12 protein-coding genes are annotated in these 17904 nt (G+C 45.3%); 5 read left to right on the top strand and 7 right to left on the bottom strand.

Annotated features, from left to right (window positions below; genetic code table 11):
• Window positions 1–105: 105 nt before the first annotated feature.
• Both B0E43_RS14520 and B0E43_RS14515 read left to right on the top strand, forming a co-directional pair.
• Window positions 106–729, top strand: a complete 624-nt coding sequence (locus B0E43_RS14520; RefSeq protein ID WP_077350943.1) for a WbqC family protein — start codon at window positions 106–108, stop codon at window positions 727–729.
• Window positions 730–810: 81 nt separating this feature from the next.
• The gene (locus tag B0E43_RS14515; RefSeq protein WP_077350941.1) at window positions 811–3351 is read left to right on the top strand and encodes an ATP-dependent Clp protease ATP-binding subunit; all 2541 of its coding nucleotides are present in this window, start codon (window positions 811–813) and stop codon (window positions 3349–3351) included.
• 204 nt (window positions 3352–3555) lie between these two features.
• Here the strand turns inward: B0E43_RS14515 and B0E43_RS14510 are convergent, their stop codons facing one another.
• From B0E43_RS14510 to B0E43_RS14485, 5 genes are all read right to left on the bottom strand, one after another.
• Entirely contained in the window at window positions 3556–3807 is a 252-nt protein-coding gene (locus B0E43_RS14510) for a hypothetical protein (RefSeq protein WP_077350939.1), read from the bottom strand.
• 387 nt (window positions 3808–4194) lie between these two features.
• Entirely contained in the window at window positions 4195–4737 is a 543-nt protein-coding gene (locus B0E43_RS14500) for a carboxypeptidase regulatory-like domain-containing protein (protein ID WP_139352777.1), read from the bottom strand.
• Window positions 4738–4762: 25 nt separating this feature from the next.
• Window positions 4763–6163: an MBL fold metallo-hydrolase RNA specificity domain-containing protein gene (locus B0E43_RS14495; protein ID WP_077350935.1), complete on the bottom strand. Its 1401-nt coding sequence runs from the start codon at window positions 6161–6163 to the stop codon at window positions 4763–4765.
• A 117-nt stretch (window positions 6164–6280) separates the two neighbouring features.
• Entirely contained in the window at window positions 6281–8236 is a 1956-nt protein-coding gene (locus tag B0E43_RS14490; RefSeq protein WP_077350933.1) for a PspC domain-containing protein, read from the bottom strand.
• A 29-nt stretch (window positions 8237–8265) separates the two neighbouring features.
• A complete protein-coding gene (locus tag B0E43_RS14485) occupies window positions 8266–8595 on the bottom strand; it encodes a PadR family transcriptional regulator (protein ID WP_077350931.1) in 330 nt (109 codons plus the stop codon).
• A gap of 383 nt (window positions 8596–8978) precedes the next feature.
• Here B0E43_RS14485 and B0E43_RS14475 point away from each other — a divergent pair, with 383 nt between their 5' ends.
• The gene (locus B0E43_RS14475) at window positions 8979–10085 is read left to right on the top strand and encodes a PorV/PorQ family protein (protein ID WP_254423435.1); all 1107 of its coding nucleotides are present in this window, start codon (window positions 8979–8981) and stop codon (window positions 10083–10085) included.
• Complete coding sequence (locus B0E43_RS14470; RefSeq protein ID WP_254423434.1) at window positions 10082–15106, top strand: C25 family cysteine peptidase; 5025 nt, start codon at window positions 10082–10084, stop codon at window positions 15104–15106. Before B0E43_RS14475 ends, B0E43_RS14470 begins: the two co-directional genes overlap by 4 nt.
• Here B0E43_RS14470 and B0E43_RS14465 read toward each other — a convergent pair.
• On the bottom strand, window positions 15103–15831 hold the full coding sequence (locus B0E43_RS14465; protein WP_139352776.1) for a VTT domain-containing protein: 729 nt from the start codon (window positions 15829–15831) through the stop codon (window positions 15103–15105). The two genes, B0E43_RS14470 and B0E43_RS14465, sit on opposite strands and share 4 nt — an antisense overlap.
• Before the next feature lie 77 nt (window positions 15832–15908).
• Here B0E43_RS14465 and B0E43_RS14460 point away from each other — a divergent pair, with 77 nt between their 5' ends.
• On the top strand, window positions 15909–17069 hold the full coding sequence (locus B0E43_RS14460; protein WP_256386929.1) for a cystathionine gamma-synthase: 1161 nt from the start codon (window positions 15909–15911) through the stop codon (window positions 17067–17069).
• A 1-nt stretch (window position 17070) separates the two neighbouring features.
• Here the strand turns inward: B0E43_RS14460 and B0E43_RS14455 are convergent, their stop codons facing one another.
• Window positions 17071–17904: a hypothetical protein gene (locus tag B0E43_RS14455; protein ID WP_077350925.1), complete on the bottom strand. Its 834-nt coding sequence runs from the start codon at window positions 17902–17904 to the stop codon at window positions 17071–17073.

The following is a 17904-nucleotide window of genomic DNA, read 5'->3' as shown; positions in this document are numbered from 1 at the left end:
TTAGTTGGGATTTGCAGCGTTTAGGTACTTGGAGTCTTTTTGAAAGTCGTGGGCATTGTTCAATTAATTATCAAATTTGCCTCACCTATATTCATTTCAATCCCAATGAAAAAAGTCGCAGTCGACTTGCATTATTTGCCTTCCCTCGAATTCTTTGCTGCAATAGCAGATGCTGAGGAGCTTTTGATATTCCCCAAAGCTCTTTATCAACGGCAATCCTACTTAAATCGTACCCGGATCCGGATGGCCAATAAAGTGGAAGCATTAAGTATTCCGATAGTGGGACGTCGTCCCAAACTTCCCATGGATCAAATCAAGATCGATTACAGTCAAAAATGGCAGGCTATTCATCTTCGGGGAATCCAAAGTGCATATGGTAAAGCCCCTTTTTTTGAATACTATTTTCCCTACTTCGAGGAAGTTTTTGAAATGCAGGAGGAAAGTCTTTGGATTTTAAACCAAAAACTTCTGACAATCTGTCTGAAACTTCTGCGCTGGCCTGCCAGACTTTCTGTTTTTGGTGAAGAGCCAATTCCTGTGGAGTTTAAGGATATAAGAGGGCATATTGAGCCTTCAAGGCCATTTTCTGAGAGAAACTACTATCAGTCTATCCCATATACCCAGCTTTTTGGCTTAGACTTTGAGCCTAATCTCAGCATTCTGGATTTGTTGTTTTGCGCCGGACCCGATGCCAACCGAATCCTTAGGGATTCGATAAAAAAACAGTGAACAATCCTTAAAAGGATTGTGTTTTTAAAACAAATTCGGTAACATACGTACAGGTTTATTATACAATCAGAAAGGATTTAAATGGAAGCGAAATTTTCAAATAGAGTCAAAGAGGTGATCTCCCTCAGCCGCGAAGAAGCGCTTCGGCTGGGGCATGATTATATTGGCACAGAGCACCTCTTGCTTGGGATGATTCGTGAGGGAGAGGGTGTAGCTGTTTCCATACTTAAAAAACTGGGCGTGCCTCTGGATGAGCTGCGCAATGCAATTGAACGTGCCGTGAAAGGCACCACAAATCACAACGTGAAAAATATGGCCAACATCCCGCTGACCCGTCAGTCGGAAAAGGTCTTGAAAATCACTTACCTGGAGGCTAAAATATTCAAAAGCCAACTGATAGGTACCGAACATTTGCTTCTCTCGATCCTTAGAGACGAAGATAATATCGCCACACAAATTCTAAACAAGTTTGAAGTGAACTACGACTCTGTCAAAGAAATGCTCGAAATGCAGTCTGATGCAGGATCCGCTCCCCGTGCCAAAGCTGAGGCTGAGGACGGTGATGACGACGGTTCCAAACTTTTTGGTTCCTCCGGAAGTGGTGCAGGTAGTCAGGCTAAGCCCGGTGCAGAAAAGTCAAGAACTCCGGTTCTGGACAATTTTGGTCGGGATCTGACCAAAATGGCTGAAGACGATAAGCTGGACCCGATCATAGGTCGTGAAAAGGAAATTGAACGTGTGGCACAGATCCTTTCGCGAAGAAAGAAAAATAACCCGATTCTGATCGGTGAGCCTGGTGTGGGTAAAACTGCAATAGCAGAAGGACTGGCACTGAGAATCGTACAGAAAAAGGTTTCCCGCGTACTTTTCAACAAGCGAGTGGTGACTTTGGATTTGGCTTCATTGGTTGCCGGTACAAAATACAGAGGACAGTTTGAGGAGAGAATGAAAGCCGTAATGAACGAGCTTGAAAAATCTCCAAACGTAATCCTGTTCATTGACGAATTGCATACAATTGTTGGTGCAGGTGGAGCCTCAGGCTCCTTGGATGCTTCCAATATGTTCAAGCCGGCCCTGGCACGCGGAGAAATCCAATGCATTGGCGCCACAACCCTTGACGAATACAGACAATACATCGAGAAGGACGGAGCTTTGGCGCGTCGATTCCAGATGGTAATGGTGGATGCTACATCTCCGGAAGAGACCATCCAGATCCTGAACAACATCAAAGACAAATACGAGGATCACCACAACGTAATCTATACTGCTGCGGCGATCGAGGCCTGTGTAAAGTTATCCGACCGATATATATCTGACCGATTCCTTCCTGACAAGGCCATTGACATCCTTGATGAGGCAGGTGCAAGAGTTCACATCAACAATATCCATGTTCCGGAAGATATTCTGAAGCTGGAAGCTGAAGTGGAAAACATCAAAGCGGAGAAAAATAGGGTAGTAAAATCCCAGAAATACGAGGAAGCGGCACAGCTTCGCGACAAGGAGAAAAAACTCCTCGAGCAATTGGAAGCTGCAAAGAATCGCTGGGAAGACGAGAGCAAATCCAAGCGATTTACAGTGGAAGAAGACAACGTCGCAGAAGTAATCGCGATGATGACCGGGATTCCAGCCAAGCGTATCGCTCAAAACGAAGGAGCCAAGCTGCTCAACATGAATGTCGAGTTGGGTGACAAAGTCATTGGACAAGAAGAAGCTATCAAGAAGCTGACAAAGGCGATCCAGCGCACGCGGGTAGGCTTGAAAGATCCTAAAAAACCAATCGGTTCTTTCATCTTTCTCGGCCCAACAGGTGTAGGAAAGACTGAATTGGCAAAAATGCTGGCGACCTACCTATTTGACAAGGATGACGCACTGATTAGAATTGATATGTCGGAGTATATGGAGAAGTTCTCCGTATCCCGATTGGTTGGAGCGCCTCCAGGCTATGTCGGATATGAAGAAGGTGGTCAGTTGACAGAGAAAGTCAGAAGAAAGCCTTATTCAGTCGTACTGCTTGACGAAATCGAAAAAGCCCACCCGGATGTGTTTAATATCCTCTTGCAAGTGTTGGATGATGGTATTCTGACTGATGGATTGGGTAGAAGAGTTGATTTCCGAAACACGATCATCATCATGACGTCCAATATCGGGGTCCGTGACCTGAAAGACTTTGGTGCCGGTATAGGCTTTGCCAACAAGGCAAAAACAGAAGGAATCGACGACGTCATGAAATCGACCATCCAGTCTGCTTTGAAGAAGGCTTTCAGCCCGGAATTCCTCAACCGTCTCGATGACGTGGTCGTGTTCAATTCTCTGAGCAAAGAACATATCTTCAAGATCATTGACATCAGCTTGGGTAAGCTGTTCAGAAGAATCACTGACTTAGGTTATAAGATCGAATTGACTGACAAAGCCAAAGATTTCCTAGCGGAAAAAGGCTATGATCAACAGTATGGAGCCCGTCCTTTGAACCGTGCCATTCAGAAATACCTGGAAGACGCCATCGCCGAGGAGATCCTGAAAGGGGACCTTTCGGAAGGAGATGTCATCACTGCTGATTATAGTGGTGAAGGTACTGAATTGACCATTTCCGTGACCAAAAAGGAAAAGGCAGCAGATAACTAAGTGAAATAATAATAGTAATGCGAAAGCCCCGGAATTGAAAGATTTCGGGGCTTTTTTTCTGATAGGGGATCCCGCGGGTTCTCCCAGAAAAAGCCGCAGATTTTCACGAATTTTTTTTTTGTCGTCTTAAATGGATAGTCGACCAAGTACCGTCTGGCGATGACGAAAGGGCAATGGGATTGGGAAAAGGATTACCTAATCCGATCAGGCAATATTTATTCCGGCGTCCAACATCCTTTGCTTTAGCTCTTCCATTGTGCCCTTGTATTCCCAATACATCACCCGGTCGTGTGAGGATTTGACCAGGATATATTTCTCGCTGATGGACTGTATACGGTCTATGGCTACTATTTTCTTCACAAAGTCGGATTCATTGAAGGTCTCTTCGATTTCTTTGTTTTCAGGGGTATATCCGTGAACGATAATGCCCAGTTTTACTTCTAGTTCTATGAACATGGGGTGGGTTTTTTATTGGGGTAGAATTGAAGGTTTCGGAGAAGTAGGGGTTACTATATCATCTCTTTTGATAAATGATCCTTAACCACCTTGGCAACCCTGTCTATTGTAATTCCTTTGGATATGCAATATTCGCTTTTTAACCAGTAGAACAGAAGTTTTGAGCTTTGCTTGCATTACAAGAACCGCAGCAATGCGCAATATTATCCGATTTATTCAATCTGATGTCATTGACGATATGCTCCCAAGTTGCTCTTGTTTTGTGTGTTTGAGCTGAATTGGTGAATGAGGTTCCACAATACACACAACTCAAGTCTCGTTCTCGCACAAGTGCTTCTACATCCTTCGGAATACGCCACCGGTTAGCCATAGTTGTGGATTGTATTTTCAGTAAACCGCCTTGTAATTCACGACTATATCCAAAAGTGTCCACTCGTTTTCTTTCACCGTGACAGGCTGAACATTCCCTTCTCCGTCGAAGATATTGGCAAACAGGCCACCTTCTTCAACGACAAAAACTGAATATCTCCCCGGGCTCAATTGGACGGAATACCTCCCGTTTTCGTCCGTTTCTACCTCGGTAATCGGCTTATCGGCCACAGCAGTATACAAGCCGTTTTCAATCTTCAGATCCGAAAATTTAATCAAAGGGTAAAAACGTACAAACCGTTTGATCGGCTTCGGATCAGGTTTGGAGGCAGGGTTACCGCTTTCTGTCACCATTGGCATTTGATTGCCTTCCAGCCAAGTGATAGTACCTGTGATGCCCTGGCCTTCTGGTTTGTAGGGTTTGCAGTTTTGAAACAAAATTACTGAACTCAGGATCGTAAGGATGACAAATAGCCTTTTCATGTGTTTATATTTTTTTTCAAAGGTCACATGGAATCTCGCATGCTTGATAATCATGGCTCTGTTTGGCGCTAATGTCATGCTCGATTTCATAGGAAGCTTTAGATTAGATTCCTTCGAATAGCACAAATGATTCCAAATATTGTGGGATCACCGTATTCCATCCCAATTCTTCTTTTAATTTGAAGGCAAGTGCCTCGGAACTTTCTTTTTCTCCATGCACCACAAACACCCGTTTGGGATTGTCGGTGAACCCCTCCGCCCAGGCCATTAGCTCGCTTTGATCGGCATGGGCTGACAAGCCTTCGATATGATAGACTTTTGCCTTGACTGGAACTTCCGTTCCGTAGATTTTCAGCGTGAGCTCTCCATCCAGTAGCCTTCTGCCTCGGGTGCCCTCCGCCTGAAAACCAACGATAATGATTCCGTTTTTCTCATCAGGGGCACGGTGAAAAAGATGATGCAGTACCCGGCCTCCCGTTGCCATCCCGCTGGCTGAGATAATGATGGCCCGCCCCCGGAACTCATTGAGGGACATGGATTGCTCTTGCTTCTGAACATACTGAAGCTGGGAATGTCGGAAGGCATGTTCACTTTCTTCTTCCAACATGGCCGAGAGCCGGTGATCCGAGTGGAAATCAAGATACAGCTTGGTAGCCTCAATGGCCATCGGACTGTCCAGAAAGATCGGTGTTCTGGGGATTTTCCCTTTTTCCATAAGCTGATAGAGATGATAGAGCAAAAGCTGGGTCCTGCCAACCGCAAAGGAGGGAATGACCACTAAGCCTCCTCTTTCAAAGGTATCCAATATCGCCTGGGCAAGTTCTTCTTCAGGCTTGTGAGAAAGGGTGTTTCTGTCGCCATAGGTAGACTCGATCCAGAGGATATCTGCTTTGGGAATAAGTGTGGGAGGGAAAAGTACCGGGTCATTGAAGCGTCCCAAGTCACCGGAAAAGATTAGTTTTTTAGTCTGGGAGTCGCCCTTGATCACAATCTTCACTATAGCTGCACCAAGGATGTGTCCTGCATGAAAATAGGTCACATCAATACTTGAATGGATCGAAAAGGGTTTGTCAAAAGACTGGGGCACGAACAGCGGAAAGACGGCTTCGGCATCTTCCATGGTGTACAATGGCTGGGGAATTTCGTGGCGGGAATAGCCTTTTTTGCGGGCAAACTCAGCTTCCTCTTCCTGAAGTTTGCCGGAATCCAAAAGCAGGATCTTTGCCAGCTCGGCAGTCGCTTCTGTGCAGTAGATAGGGCCTCTAAATCCCTGTTTTACCAGTTTTGGCAAATAACCGATGTGGTCAAGATGAGCATGGGTCAAGACCACGGCTTCCAATTGATCTAGGGCCATTGGGAAGTCGTCCCAGTTTCTTTCTCTTAACTCTCTTGGTCCTTGAAAAAGGCCACAGTCCACCAGAAACTCAAAATTTCCCAAATCAATCAGATACTTTGAACCGGTGACTGCTCCGGCACCGCCAAGAAATTTTACAGAGACATTCATTTTATTTTGGGTTTGTGAATTAAGGTACAAAAAAAGAGGCACCGTTTGGGTACCTCTTTTTGCCAGACTCTTAACCGGCTGCCGACGGTAGACTGTCGACAGTTAACCGAAAATTTTTCAGTCTTTCATGAAGAATGAATCGGCAAATTTAGCTCGTGAAGCACTGTCGATTTTGGCTCTCTGGAGGGAATCCATCTCCACATTATTTTCTTCCTCATTATCCCAATTTTCTGATTTTCCTTTGTCTCCCACGCAGGTAAGGCAGACCAAACCGCCTTCATTAAAAACCCAAACGGCGCTGGAACTTACATCCGAGGAGCGGTACCCGTTGGAATAAATCGTGTTTCTCAAAATATCCAACAGTGATCTTTCCATGATAAAGGGACGGTCATAAGGGATTCGAAGTGTCAAGTTTACCTTTTGGTCTCTGAATTGGTCCAAACTGCTGATGTCAAATCCTTCGTTGAAGGTCACGACCGAATCCATTACGGAATAGGAATACTTGAACTTCTGGGCATTTGCTAATGCCTCGGCCTTGGTTCTTCCTCTTGAGAAATACTCTTCTTTCAGCGAAACCAAGGTGTCTGCTTTTCCTTCGATTCTCAGATTCACATGGTTGAAAGTCGGCTCATCCTCAATTTCGTTCAGTTTAAGAATAAGAGTACCTGGAGTGACCGAAAGTTGAGATTCGGTATTGTACCAGTTATCTTCCTTAAACTGGGCGACAATTTTAGGGATCTGGAATATGGAAATTCCCACGCAAAGCAACCAAAGCCCCAAAGCGACCAATCCAAAACGGCTTCCGATCAGATTCTTTTGCGCCAGCACACTAAGGCCCAGCAAAAGGATGATTATACCCGGGATGATTACCAATCCCATGCTTGAAATAACCAGCCAAAGCGGAACCATATCCGTGAAAAGCTCCACTGGGAAATTGTCCATCAATACTCTGTAATCAGCGTCTGTGACACCAAAATAGGCTGCCAAAGCGATCAAAGGGGTAATTGTGAGGGCTAATCCGATAAAGAAGATGATCAGACCAAAAATCACCCGGATAACTGTGGCAATGAATCTTCCCAATGGTCCCAATGCAGATCCTATGGCGTCAATTATTTTCCCCAATATCCTGAAGGGAGCCATCAGGATCTTTCTGGTGGTGGATTCTGGTGCTTGAGGTATAGGATTGATACTCTCTTTGATCGTGGAATCAATGCTGTCCAGAGTGATTTCGCCCCCTTTCATTTTGATCCGTTCGGTGATCGAACTGGCCACAGGAGTGATGATCCAAAGGATCAGGTAGATCAATATCCCCGATCCACCGGCAAAGGCCAAAAGGACAAAGGCCAATCTGATATAGATGACTTCCACTCCGAAGTATGCTCCCAGGCCGCTGGAAACACCGCCCAAAACTTTGTCGTCAGGGTTTCTGAATAGCTTCTTTATTTTGGTGTCTTCCATCAGTTCATAGGACACCGGTAGGATGACCCAAAGAACGATGTAGGCAACGATAGCGAAGAAACCAAAGCTCAAATTAAAGCGAAAGTCGTCAAATGGAAAGATGTCTAGGAATCCTGGTCGGAAATTCAAATTGCCACTGAATAGCAGTAGGATAGCAATCAAACGGGTCCAAAGCGGATCCACGGAGAAGTAGTTGGCAATCCCGGCGCAGACACCACCTAGAATTTTTTTGTTTTCAAGCCGTTTTAGCTTTTTATAACCACCCGTTTCCGATCCAGGAGGAGTCACATATTTATAGAAATCTTCCTGCTTTGATTCAGTCTCTTCCTGCAGGTTTTCCTCTAGGTCTTCGACTGCGGTGAAATCAGCAATGGTTCCCATCTTTTCGATGAGTTTATCCACATTTTCGGCAGTGATTACCTGTTTGTTGTTTTTCAGATTGCTAAGGAAGATCTCCGCTATCCGGTTCTCAATATCTGAGATGATCTCATGATTGTCCTTGTAGCTGGAGAAGTGCTTGTTGATCGCGTCCAGGTACTTCCGAAGTGTATCGTAGCCGTCTTCTTCAATGTGGAAGAGGATGCCGCTGATGTTGATGCTTATCGTCTTTTTCATGGTGTGTCTAGTTTAAGGTTGCTTCGGAATCAATTCTTAGAGGTGATTTCATTTGTAGAATTGACCAGTGAAGCCCAGGTTTCTGACAGGGTAAGAAGGAAGTTTTTCCCTTCCTCGGTGATCGAGTAATATTTCCGGGGTGGTCCTGCTTCGGATTCAACCCAACGATAAGTGACAAGTTCGGCGGATCTGAGCCGATTGAGCAGGGGATAGAGGGTGCCTTCGACTACGATCATCTGAGCTAGTGTGAGTTCATCGATCAAGTCTGAAGTATAGACCTCGCCCCGGGAGATGATGTGCAAAACGCAAAACTCCAGGAGCCCTTTGCGCATTTGAATCTGTGTGTTGGCGACGTTCATGGTATGGTGATTAAGTCTCCTTGCGGAGTGTATTTTTTCATTTCACTTGTGTGGGTTGAAAGAAAAATGATACCAATCTTTTCCAAGCTACCTTGTATAACCTGATTCCTTGCTAAAACTATCCGCTCTTGATTCCATACTTCCCCAAAAGAGGCTTTGAAATCCACAGAATGCACTTTTTATAAAGCTGATAAAAGCTGCATTTTTTTTCACCACATTAGCAATGATTCTCCATTGCTTGGAAATATGTCCAGCTATGTGACATAAAAGTGTCCGATCATGTACATTTCATTGCACTTAGACCGATATAAAAGCACGAGGTTTGTCAGTAGTTTTTGAAATTGGATTATTTTGTGGTTGTGAAAATAAACTGTACCAAATTTTTGTTCATCCTTTCGTGCTCCTGCCTCCTGAATTTTTGGGCAGGCCAGTCTTTTTCCCAAGATCTTTCGCCAAAGTATTCCAATGAATTTCTGAGTATAGGGGTTGGAGCAAGGGCTCTGGGGATGGGTGGAGCTCAGGTAGGTGCAGTCCGGGATGTAACTGCCGCCTATTGGAATCCCGCTGCCTTGACAGCAATCCGGCATGAGTATGAATTTTCCCTGATGCATGCAGAGTATTTCGCCGGAATTGCCCAATATGATTACCTGGGATTCAGCACTCCGGTCGGGAATCAAAATCAGATTGGCGTCTCACTGATCCGCTTTGGGGTTGATGACATCCCGGACACCCGATTCCTTTACGATGCCAATGGTTCGATCAATTACGATAACATCCAATTTTTCAATGCAGCAGATTATGCTTTGCTTTTGAGTTTTGCCAGGGATATTTCAGATAAAATCAAACTGGGAGCAAATGCCAAAGTGATCCATCGCAACGTGGGCAAATTTGCTCAGGCTTGGGGATTTGGATTGGATGTGGGTGGGATTTACATCCAAAAACGAATGACCCTGGGATTGATGGTCCGGGACATCACCACCACCTACAATGCCTGGACTCATGATGCAGAAATGGTGAGGGACATTTACTCTCAGACAAACAATGAGATTCCACTCAACACGGTAGAAATCACCCTGCCTAAGGCAATTGCCAGTATCGCCTACGATTGGAAAATCGGTGAAAAATTCAACTTATTGACCGCGTTGGACTTGGAAACCACCTTTGACGGAGCCAGAAATACGCTGATCTCTTCCTCAACTTTTAGTATTGATCCAAAGCTTGGACTTGAGTTGGGATTCAAGGAACTCGTATTTGTCCGGGGAGGGGTGAGCAATTTTCAATACATCAAAGATTTTCAGGGGGTGGAATCGCTGAATTACATGCCTGCAGCAGGATTGGGAGTGATTCTTAACGAACGTTTTCAGATCGATTATGCCCTGTCGGATTTGGGTGATGTTTCTGAGAGTCCTTATTCACATGTATTTAGTGTCAAAGTAAGCCTGGAAAAGCTTTCATCGGATTTTAGAAAATATAAAGGTTGGGAACAATGAGCCTGAAAAAGAGCCTGCTAAGTTTGGTACTTCTGGTTTTAGTGCTGCTATCAGCAAATGCTCAGGATCCGGTTTGGTATGATTATTCCCTCACCTATTACAAAATTCCAACAGCTAAGGATGGTATTTACCGGATTTCGGCTAATTCCCTCCAAGCTTCGGGGATCAATACCGCCACAGTCGATCCGAGAATGATCCGGGTTTTTCACCGGGGAAAAGAAGTGGCAATCCATGTAGAAGGTGAAAATGATGGAAAAATTGATCCTCAGGACTTCATCGATTTTTATGGCATTAGAAACGATGCGGAGTTGGATAAAAAGCTATATTATAAATTCCCAACAGTCCCAAATCCGTACTTTAACACTTACACAGACACTACTGCTTTTTTTCTGACCGTGACTCCCGGCATACCCGGAAAGCGGATGTCTCAAAGACCTGTTCCGGCAGGAAATTTGGCTCAAATCAACAATTTCGAGGCAGAGCAACTTCAGGTCTTTTCAGACCAATACTCCCTTGGGATTGCCTATGATTTGGGTTTCAGACTGTCAACTTACGATCAGGGACAGGGTTGGATGGGAACGCAGATTACCAAAGGTGTTGCTCGTGATTTGACCTTTTCCAATTTGGGACCATTACTCAATTCGGGAACAGCAAAACTAGAAATCGGACTGGTGGGAAGGTCTGAAAATGCCCATCTGGTGGCCATTAGCGCAGGTCCGCTGACAGGCACACAGCGTGCTCTAACTCAAGCCAAATTCAATAGCTTTGAATATCCCCAGCTCTCTCTAGACCTGCAGATGAGCGATTTCAATGCCAACGGAACTCTGGTGGTGAAGGTACTTCCACAAGGACCGCAATCGGTGGATAATATTTCAATTGCCTACGCTAAAATCACCTTCCGCAAACCGATTCAGGGAGGAGATTTTTCCCCACGTCTGATGAAGTTTCCTACAGGAAATCAGCGTGCGGTTATCCCTACTGTTCAGCAGAACTATGTCGCCGTAGATGTGTCTGATCTATATTCCGCTCAAAAAGTGGTGGTTTCCAAAACCGGGACTACCTTGAGTTTTACCGCTTCTGTACCTTCTCAAGCAAGCAAAATCTGGATTCAGTCCGATCAAAGTTTGATTCAGGTAGGAACGATGCAAAGGGTAAAGTTCCGCAATTACCTGGCACAGGCCTCGAATTTTATTCTGGTTGGCCATCGGGAACTGGAAAAACCAAGCACCAAGTATCCAAATCCGCTGAAGAAATATGCCGAGCACCGTGCATCGGCACTGGGCGGAGGATTTGATACGCTGACGGTTAGGATGGAGGAGCTTTATGACCAGTTTGGCTATGGGGAAAAATCCCCGGTGGCCTTGTATGAGTTCCTAAAAGCCTATTATCCGGTCCACAAGCCAACCCACATGTTGTTGGCCGGCAGGTCTCTTGCTATTTATTCCCAGTCCAGGCTCAACAATCAGAATGTCTATTACCGCAATTCCCCACAAGCCTTTTCTTTCCAGGATTTGGTCCCGGTTGGAGGATATCCTTTTTCGGACAATGTGTATGTCCTGAATCTTGATCCCAAAAATCCCGAATTGCCGGCTATTGCAGTTGGGAGAATTCCTGCCAAAAACGCTCAACATCTATCCGATTATCTGGACAAAGCCATTGAGAAAGATCAGGTTGGAGTGAGTCAGCACTGGCAAAAAGAGTTGATCCACCTCAGTGGGGGTGTGTCCGAATTCGAGCTTGAACGGTATTTTGGATTCCTAAATGGGTTTAAAGCTATAGCCGAAGGCCCCTTTCTAGGAGGAAATGTGACCACTTACCGAAAGCGTTCCAATTCCGTAATTGAGGTGATTGATATCACAGGCGATCTCAATGAAGGGAGGTCCATGCTGACTTTCTTTGGTCACGGCTCACCGACTATTATTGATATTGAAATCGGGTTTGCTTCAGATCCGACCTTGGGCTACGCAAACAAAGGGAAATATCCTATCATGCTTTTCAATGGCTGTGACTATGGCAGTGCTTATTCCACCGTCTATACCCAAGCGGAGGATTGGGTCATTACTCCGGAAAAAGGAGCAGTTATTGCCATGGCGAATACCTCAAGCGGAGTGGATGTTTATCTCAGACGGTATTCGGATTTATTTTATAATTCGGCATTTGCTGACAGCACCAATATCTACCGAACCATAGGAGAAGTAAAACTGGATGCGGAGTGGAAATTGATAAAAACCTTCGGCACAAACCCCTTGAATTATACCCACATGGAGCAGATGGTCATGTTGGGTGATCCGGGAGTCCGGATTTTTCCTGCAAGCAAGGCTGATTATTCTGTGAAGGTGGAAGAGGTAAGTCTGGGATCTTTTGATGATTCACCGCTTTCTGCCATTTCTGACAGCTTGAAACTTTCTTTTGTCGTGAGAAATCTGGGGATTGTCAATCCGGATTCCCTGAATTTCAAGGTTGAAAGGAAACTCCCGGACGGGACCATGATCAGCTTTGATCCCGTCAGGATTTCATCCATTTCCAGGGCCGATACGCTGGTTTTTTCCGTGCCGAATTTACTGTTGGATGCTGCGGGAGACAATCAGTTTACCATTTCCCTGAACACAGAAAAAGAGGTTCCGGAAATGACCTTTGCCAACAATTCCATTACCTATTCTGCCTTTATTCCCCTGAGCGGGACTATTAATCTTTTCCCCGCCGATTTTGGGATCGTCAACCAAAAAGAAATCAAGCTGATCGCCCAGGCCCCAGGAAACCTGACTGAAAGCAGGACTTTGATCATCCAGATGGATACCACCATCAATTTCAACTCAGCATTTAGAAAAGAAATCCGGTCCACTACGGCTGGTTTGGTGGAATGGCCGGTTAACCTTTCGGCCGGGAATGACTCCACGACGTATTTTTGGAGGTCAAAATACCAGGATCCAAAAGTCGGAGAGACCGATGCCTGGACCAATTCCAGCTTTTCCTATATTCCCAATTCACCAAATGGCTGGACCCAGCGGGTCAATGACCAATTGGTACAGGGCCAGTTGGAAAATCTGGAAATGGACCCATCCCGAAAGTCTTGGCAGTACATCAGCCAGAAAATCGGCTTTGAAGTGTTCACGATAGGTGCTGGAGTGGACACACTCAGTTTCCGGAATACCCAGTTTTACTTGGATAATATTCCCCAGATCATCGATAATGTCAACAATGCCAACAGTCGGCTTTGCCCCAATGGAACCATAGGCTTGGTGGCGATCGACCAAAAAACATTGTTGCCCTATTTGGCTGTTCCGGTTCCGGGTTTTGACATTCTGGATTCCAGGGCTTGCGGACGCGTACCACAGATGATCCAAAGCATCCAAAATGCCTGGATTACTACACCGGGCAATACCATTTTGCAAGACTATGTCAGTGGGGTAAAGGAGGGAGATTATGTGGTCATTTTTACAGTGGGAAATGTCACCTTTGACGCTTGGCCAGATCGGGCTTATCAAAGTCTGAAGGAATTTGGAGCCAATGAGGCTACCCTCCGGGCTTTGGCCACGGGCGATCCGTATATTCTTTATGGCCGAAAAGGAATGCGGGCCGGAGAAGCGATTGAGATCATCGGCAATCCCAACTTTGAAGTGCCGGCATCGGAGCAAACGCTGAGTTTTGAATCAGAGGTCGAAGGATACTTTACCAATGGAGTGATCCTGACACCGAAGATTGGACCGGCATCTTCCTGGGAGCGATTCTTTCAAAATGTAAATGCACGAAACTGGATCAATGAGGAGGATTTTACCCAATTCGACATTTTGGGTGTTAGGGAAGACGGTGAAGAACAGGTTTTGGTCGCAAATGTATTGGACCAGGAAATTGACCTTTCCTCCATCAATCCACTCAACTATCCATATCTGAGGCTGAGGTATGAAATGGATGACCCAAATTCCACCCAACCAGCTCAATTAGACAGATGGCAGGTGAATTTCGAAGGTGTGCCTGAAGGGGTTCTTTTGGAGAAAAATCCAGGTGAACGGATCCGCCTGAGAGAGGGACAAAGCGCGAAAATCGATTTTGTATTCAAAAATGCCTCAGTCTACAATTTCCTGGATTCCATTCAGGTGGATTGGAAAATGACAAATCTTACCACCAAAAAGGTAGAAAATTTCACCAAAAAACTCCCCGCTGTCAAAGCCGGGGAAGAGGCAGAGTTTTCGGTGGAATTCAACAGTATCGGAAGAGTAGGCGAGACTGAATTGGAGGTTTTTGCCAATCCGAGAATCCAAAGAGAGCAGACTTATCGAAACAACCTGATTGATTTGGGGGTGGCATTTGATGTGGAAGGAGATAATTCCGTCTCCCTTCTGGATGTCAATTTTGACGGAATTTACATCATGGACGGAGACCTGGTTTCGCCAAATGTGATGGTGACGGCTTTGCTCAAAAATGATCAGACGCTGTTGTATAAGAAGGACACACTGGGAATGGAGATCTTCCTGAAGCAAAATTGCGAAGCTTGCCAGTTTAACAAAATCAACTTCTCCAATCCAAACCTGACCTGGGCTCCTGCTTCTGAGGATGAGAGTTTCCGGGTTTCGTTTGTTCCTGGACCCTTGCCGGACGGGATTTATACCTTGAGAATCACCAATGAGGATTCTCCGCAGCCCTATGAGATCACTTTCGAAGTGGTCAACGAATCTCAGATCACCAATTTCTATCCATATCCAAACCCCTTCAGTTCTTCAGTGAGGTTTGTATTCACCTTGACCGGATCGGAAATCCCTGATGAGATCAAGATCCAGATCATGACTGTGACAGGAAAAGTGGTGCGTGAGATCCTCCAAAACGAACTTGGATCAATCCGGATCGGCAACAACATCACCGAGTACGCCTGGGATGGCCGGGATGAATTCGGAGATCAGTTGGCCAATGGAGTCTACATCTATCGGGTTTTGGTGCGGAAAAACGGCCAGTTTATGGAGCATCGACCTACCGCCGGAGACAAGGGATTCACCAAGGGGTATGGAAAAATGTACCTGCTGCGTTAAGCTTTAGAGCTTTTCCAGTTTCGGTAAAGTCCCCAAAAACTCACAAGAAACAACAAAGCCAGAATTGCCCATTGCATCGGGTCGTTCATGGCTTTTTTTGCATCCAATAAGGAATTTGCCAATAGACCTGTTCCAAAAGCAATCAGTGTCCGGGGAAGCATTCCGGGAATCCCGAAAAGCAAAACTTTTTTCAATTCAATTTTGAGTGAGGCAAATAGAAAATTGGAAATCGCGAAAGGTATGATAGGGCTGATCCTCACAAAGAATATCAGACTCTGAGGATGCCGGATTCGGTTTTCAAGTTGTTCTCTGAGTTCAGGGTTTTTCATGTAGAGAAGACTTAGAAAATCCGCATTGATCACTTTGCCCAGCGAATACCCGATCACATTGGCAATGAGGTAACCAAAAAATAAACCCGGAAAACCTATCCAGCCAAAGAAATACCCGGTAGCCAGTGCAGTGAATGTCGTAGGAAGAAATGCAAGTCCAAGCAATGTCGCGAGAGTCAGGGTAAATACCAGATGATCACCTGCATTTTCCAGTCTAATTGCTTCCACCAGTTGGGGGTTTGAAAACAAAAACAAACTGCCCAACCCCGGCATCACAGTCACCCAGATCCAACTTAAAGTTGCCCCAAAATGCGCCTTGAAGTACTCTCCCAAAGTTTTGAAAATGCTGTCCTTTTTTGTCATCTTTGGCAAGCTCTTGGCAGGATAAAACTTCAATTTTCGGCAAGTTTAGCACCCAAATTCGGATTTTCCCCTATTTAATCACTTCATCCGACTATCCTGGCAAAAAGAATATAAACTCAAAGCAAATGAAATTTGGTACAAAAGCCATTCATGCAGGCGTAAGCCCTGATCCATCTACAGGGGCGATCATGACGCCGATTTTCCAGACTTCAACCTACGTTCAAAAGTCTCCTGGTGACCACCTGGGCTATGAATATAGCCGCACACACAACCCTACCCGCACCGCTCTCCAAAACAGCTTGGCTGCATTGGAAAACGGCAAACACGGACTTTGCTTTTCATCCGGTCTTGGGGCGATTGACTCGGTCGTAAAACTCTTCAATCCCGGTGACGAGATCATCTCCACCAGCGATTTGTATGGCGGTACCTATCGGCTTTTCACCAAGGTTTTTGAGCGGTATGGAATCAAATTCCATTTTGTGTCCATGGCAGATCCCGAGGGGCTTTCGGCTTATGTCAATGAAAATACCAGAATGGTTTGGGTAGAAACACCTACCAATCCTATGATGAATATCATAGACTTAAAGGCCATGGCTGCATTTTCCAAAAAGCATGGATTGCTGCTTGCAGTGGACAATACTTTTGCCTCGCCTTACCTTCAGAATCCACTGGATATGGGAGCTGATATCGTGATGCATTCTGTCACCAAATACCTGGGAGGACATTCCGATGTGGTGATGGGAGCACTGGTGGTCAATGACGACGAATTGGCTTCCAGACTGGCCTTTTTGCAAAATGCCTGCGGTGCTACTCCGGGACCTCAAGATTGCTTTTTGGTGCTGAGGGGAATCAAGACCCTGCATTTGAGAATGGAGCGGCATTGTCAAAACGGAAAGACCATTGCGGCCTATCTTAAAAACCATCCAAAAGTCGAGAAAGTCTATTGGCCGGGATTCGAAGACCATCCCAACCATGAAATTGCAAAGAAGCAAATGCGTGATTTTGGGGGAATGATCTCCTTTACTTTGGTAGGCAACAGTCTGGAGGATGCCAAAAGAGTAATGGAAAGTTTTCAGCTTTTTGCATTGGCAGAATCGCTTGGAGGAGTGGAATCACTTTGTGGACATCCGGCTTCGATGACTCATGCTTCTATTCCAAAAGCAGAAAGAGAAAAAGTCGGTTTGGTGGATTCACTGATCCGCCTGAGTGTGGGAGTGGAGGATGCCGAAGATCTGAAAAATGATCTGGCGAATGCGCTTTCAAGTATCTGAATTAGACCAATACCTTTTTGAGTAATTCAAAAGCCTGTTTTTCGATCTCGGAAGACAGGCTTATTTTTTCCTCCTTCAGCTCTTTGATCCATTCCATGTATTTTTTGGAGATGTTGTCCTTTTCTGCCAAAAAACCCGAAAGCGTCTGAAAAGCGAGATGGTTGGAATACCATGGTTTGAGGTTTTCCTTGAGTTGTCCGATTTCGTCATGGATGGAAGAGACGAAAATCGGGTTGAAACCCAGCTGGATGAGAAGGTTTTCCAGCATGATTATTTTACGGAGACTCTCGAAGAGATCCCTGAAGCCCTGACTTTGAAGCGGTGCTTTGAGATCGTGATGGAGAAATTCGAGTTCTTCCTGAACCAGCTGATTGATGGCGGTATTGATCATCAGTGGTTTGATTCCCTTGCTGGAAAGTTGGGCTTTTTGCTGAAAATCATCCCAGGTTTTGAGGGAACTTCCCACAACCAGGTCGAAGGCTTCCTTGTGAATTTTTCTTTTTTGTGCCCTCAGGTAATCCTTGTAACTGTCGTATCCCAGTTCCGATTTGGCTTTTCTGGCTTTCAGATTCCGTCCAACAAGCTTGAGATGGTGGGTTTTGCGAAGGGACTTTTTAAGCGTTTTGAAAGGTAAAAAAAGGTCTGATCCCAAGCTTTGATCTTCAAAATGGATTTTGTCCATCAGATCTGTAAAGAGTTCCAAAAACTCCAGCTTAGTCTGTAATTCAATCGCTTTTTTGGATTTTATCTGCTTCCCAAGTGCCAGGAAAAGAATTTTGGCATCTTGGTGCTGCTGCTCAAAAATCTGGTAAACCGGAGAAGTCTTCGCTTGCAT

Origin of the sequence: Algoriphagus sp. A40 (assembly GCF_002002735.1) — a bacterium.
Classification (GTDB): Bacteria; Bacteroidota; Bacteroidia; order Cytophagales; family Cyclobacteriaceae; genus Algoriphagus.
Note: the sequence above shows the minus strand (reverse complement) of the source record. Positions and strands in the feature narration are given on the sequence as shown.

Excerpts from the sequence above, each read along its gene's own strand:
- B0E43_RS14520 (WP_077350943.1), top strand. The coding sequence starts at position 106 with ATGAAAAAAGTCGCAGTCGACTTGCATTATTTGCCTTCCCTCGAATTC.
- B0E43_RS14515 (WP_077350941.1), top strand. The coding sequence starts at position 811 with ATGGAAGCGAAATTTTCAAATAGAGTCAAAGAGGTGATCTCCCTCAGC.
- B0E43_RS14510 (WP_077350939.1), bottom strand. The coding sequence starts at position 3,807 with ATGTTCATAGAACTAGAAGTAAAACTGGGCATTATCGTTCACGGATAT.
- B0E43_RS14500 (WP_139352777.1), bottom strand. The coding sequence starts at position 4,737 with ATGACATTAGCGCCAAACAGAGCCATGATTATCAAGCATGCGAGATTC.
- B0E43_RS14495 (WP_077350935.1), bottom strand. The coding sequence starts at position 6,163 with ATGAATGTCTCTGTAAAATTTCTTGGCGGTGCCGGAGCAGTCACCGGT.
- B0E43_RS14490 (WP_077350933.1), bottom strand. The coding sequence starts at position 8,236 with ATGAAAAAGACGATAAGCATCAACATCAGCGGCATCCTCTTCCACATT.
- B0E43_RS14485 (WP_077350931.1), bottom strand. The coding sequence starts at position 8,595 with ATGAACGTCGCCAACACACAGATTCAAATGCGCAAAGGGCTCCTGGAG.
- B0E43_RS14470 (WP_254423434.1), top strand. The coding sequence starts at position 10,082 with ATGAGCCTGAAAAAGAGCCTGCTAAGTTTGGTACTTCTGGTTTTAGTG.
- B0E43_RS14455 (WP_077350925.1), bottom strand. The coding sequence starts at position 17,904 with ATGCAAGCGAAGACTTCTCCGGTTTACCAGATTTTTGAGCAGCAGCAC.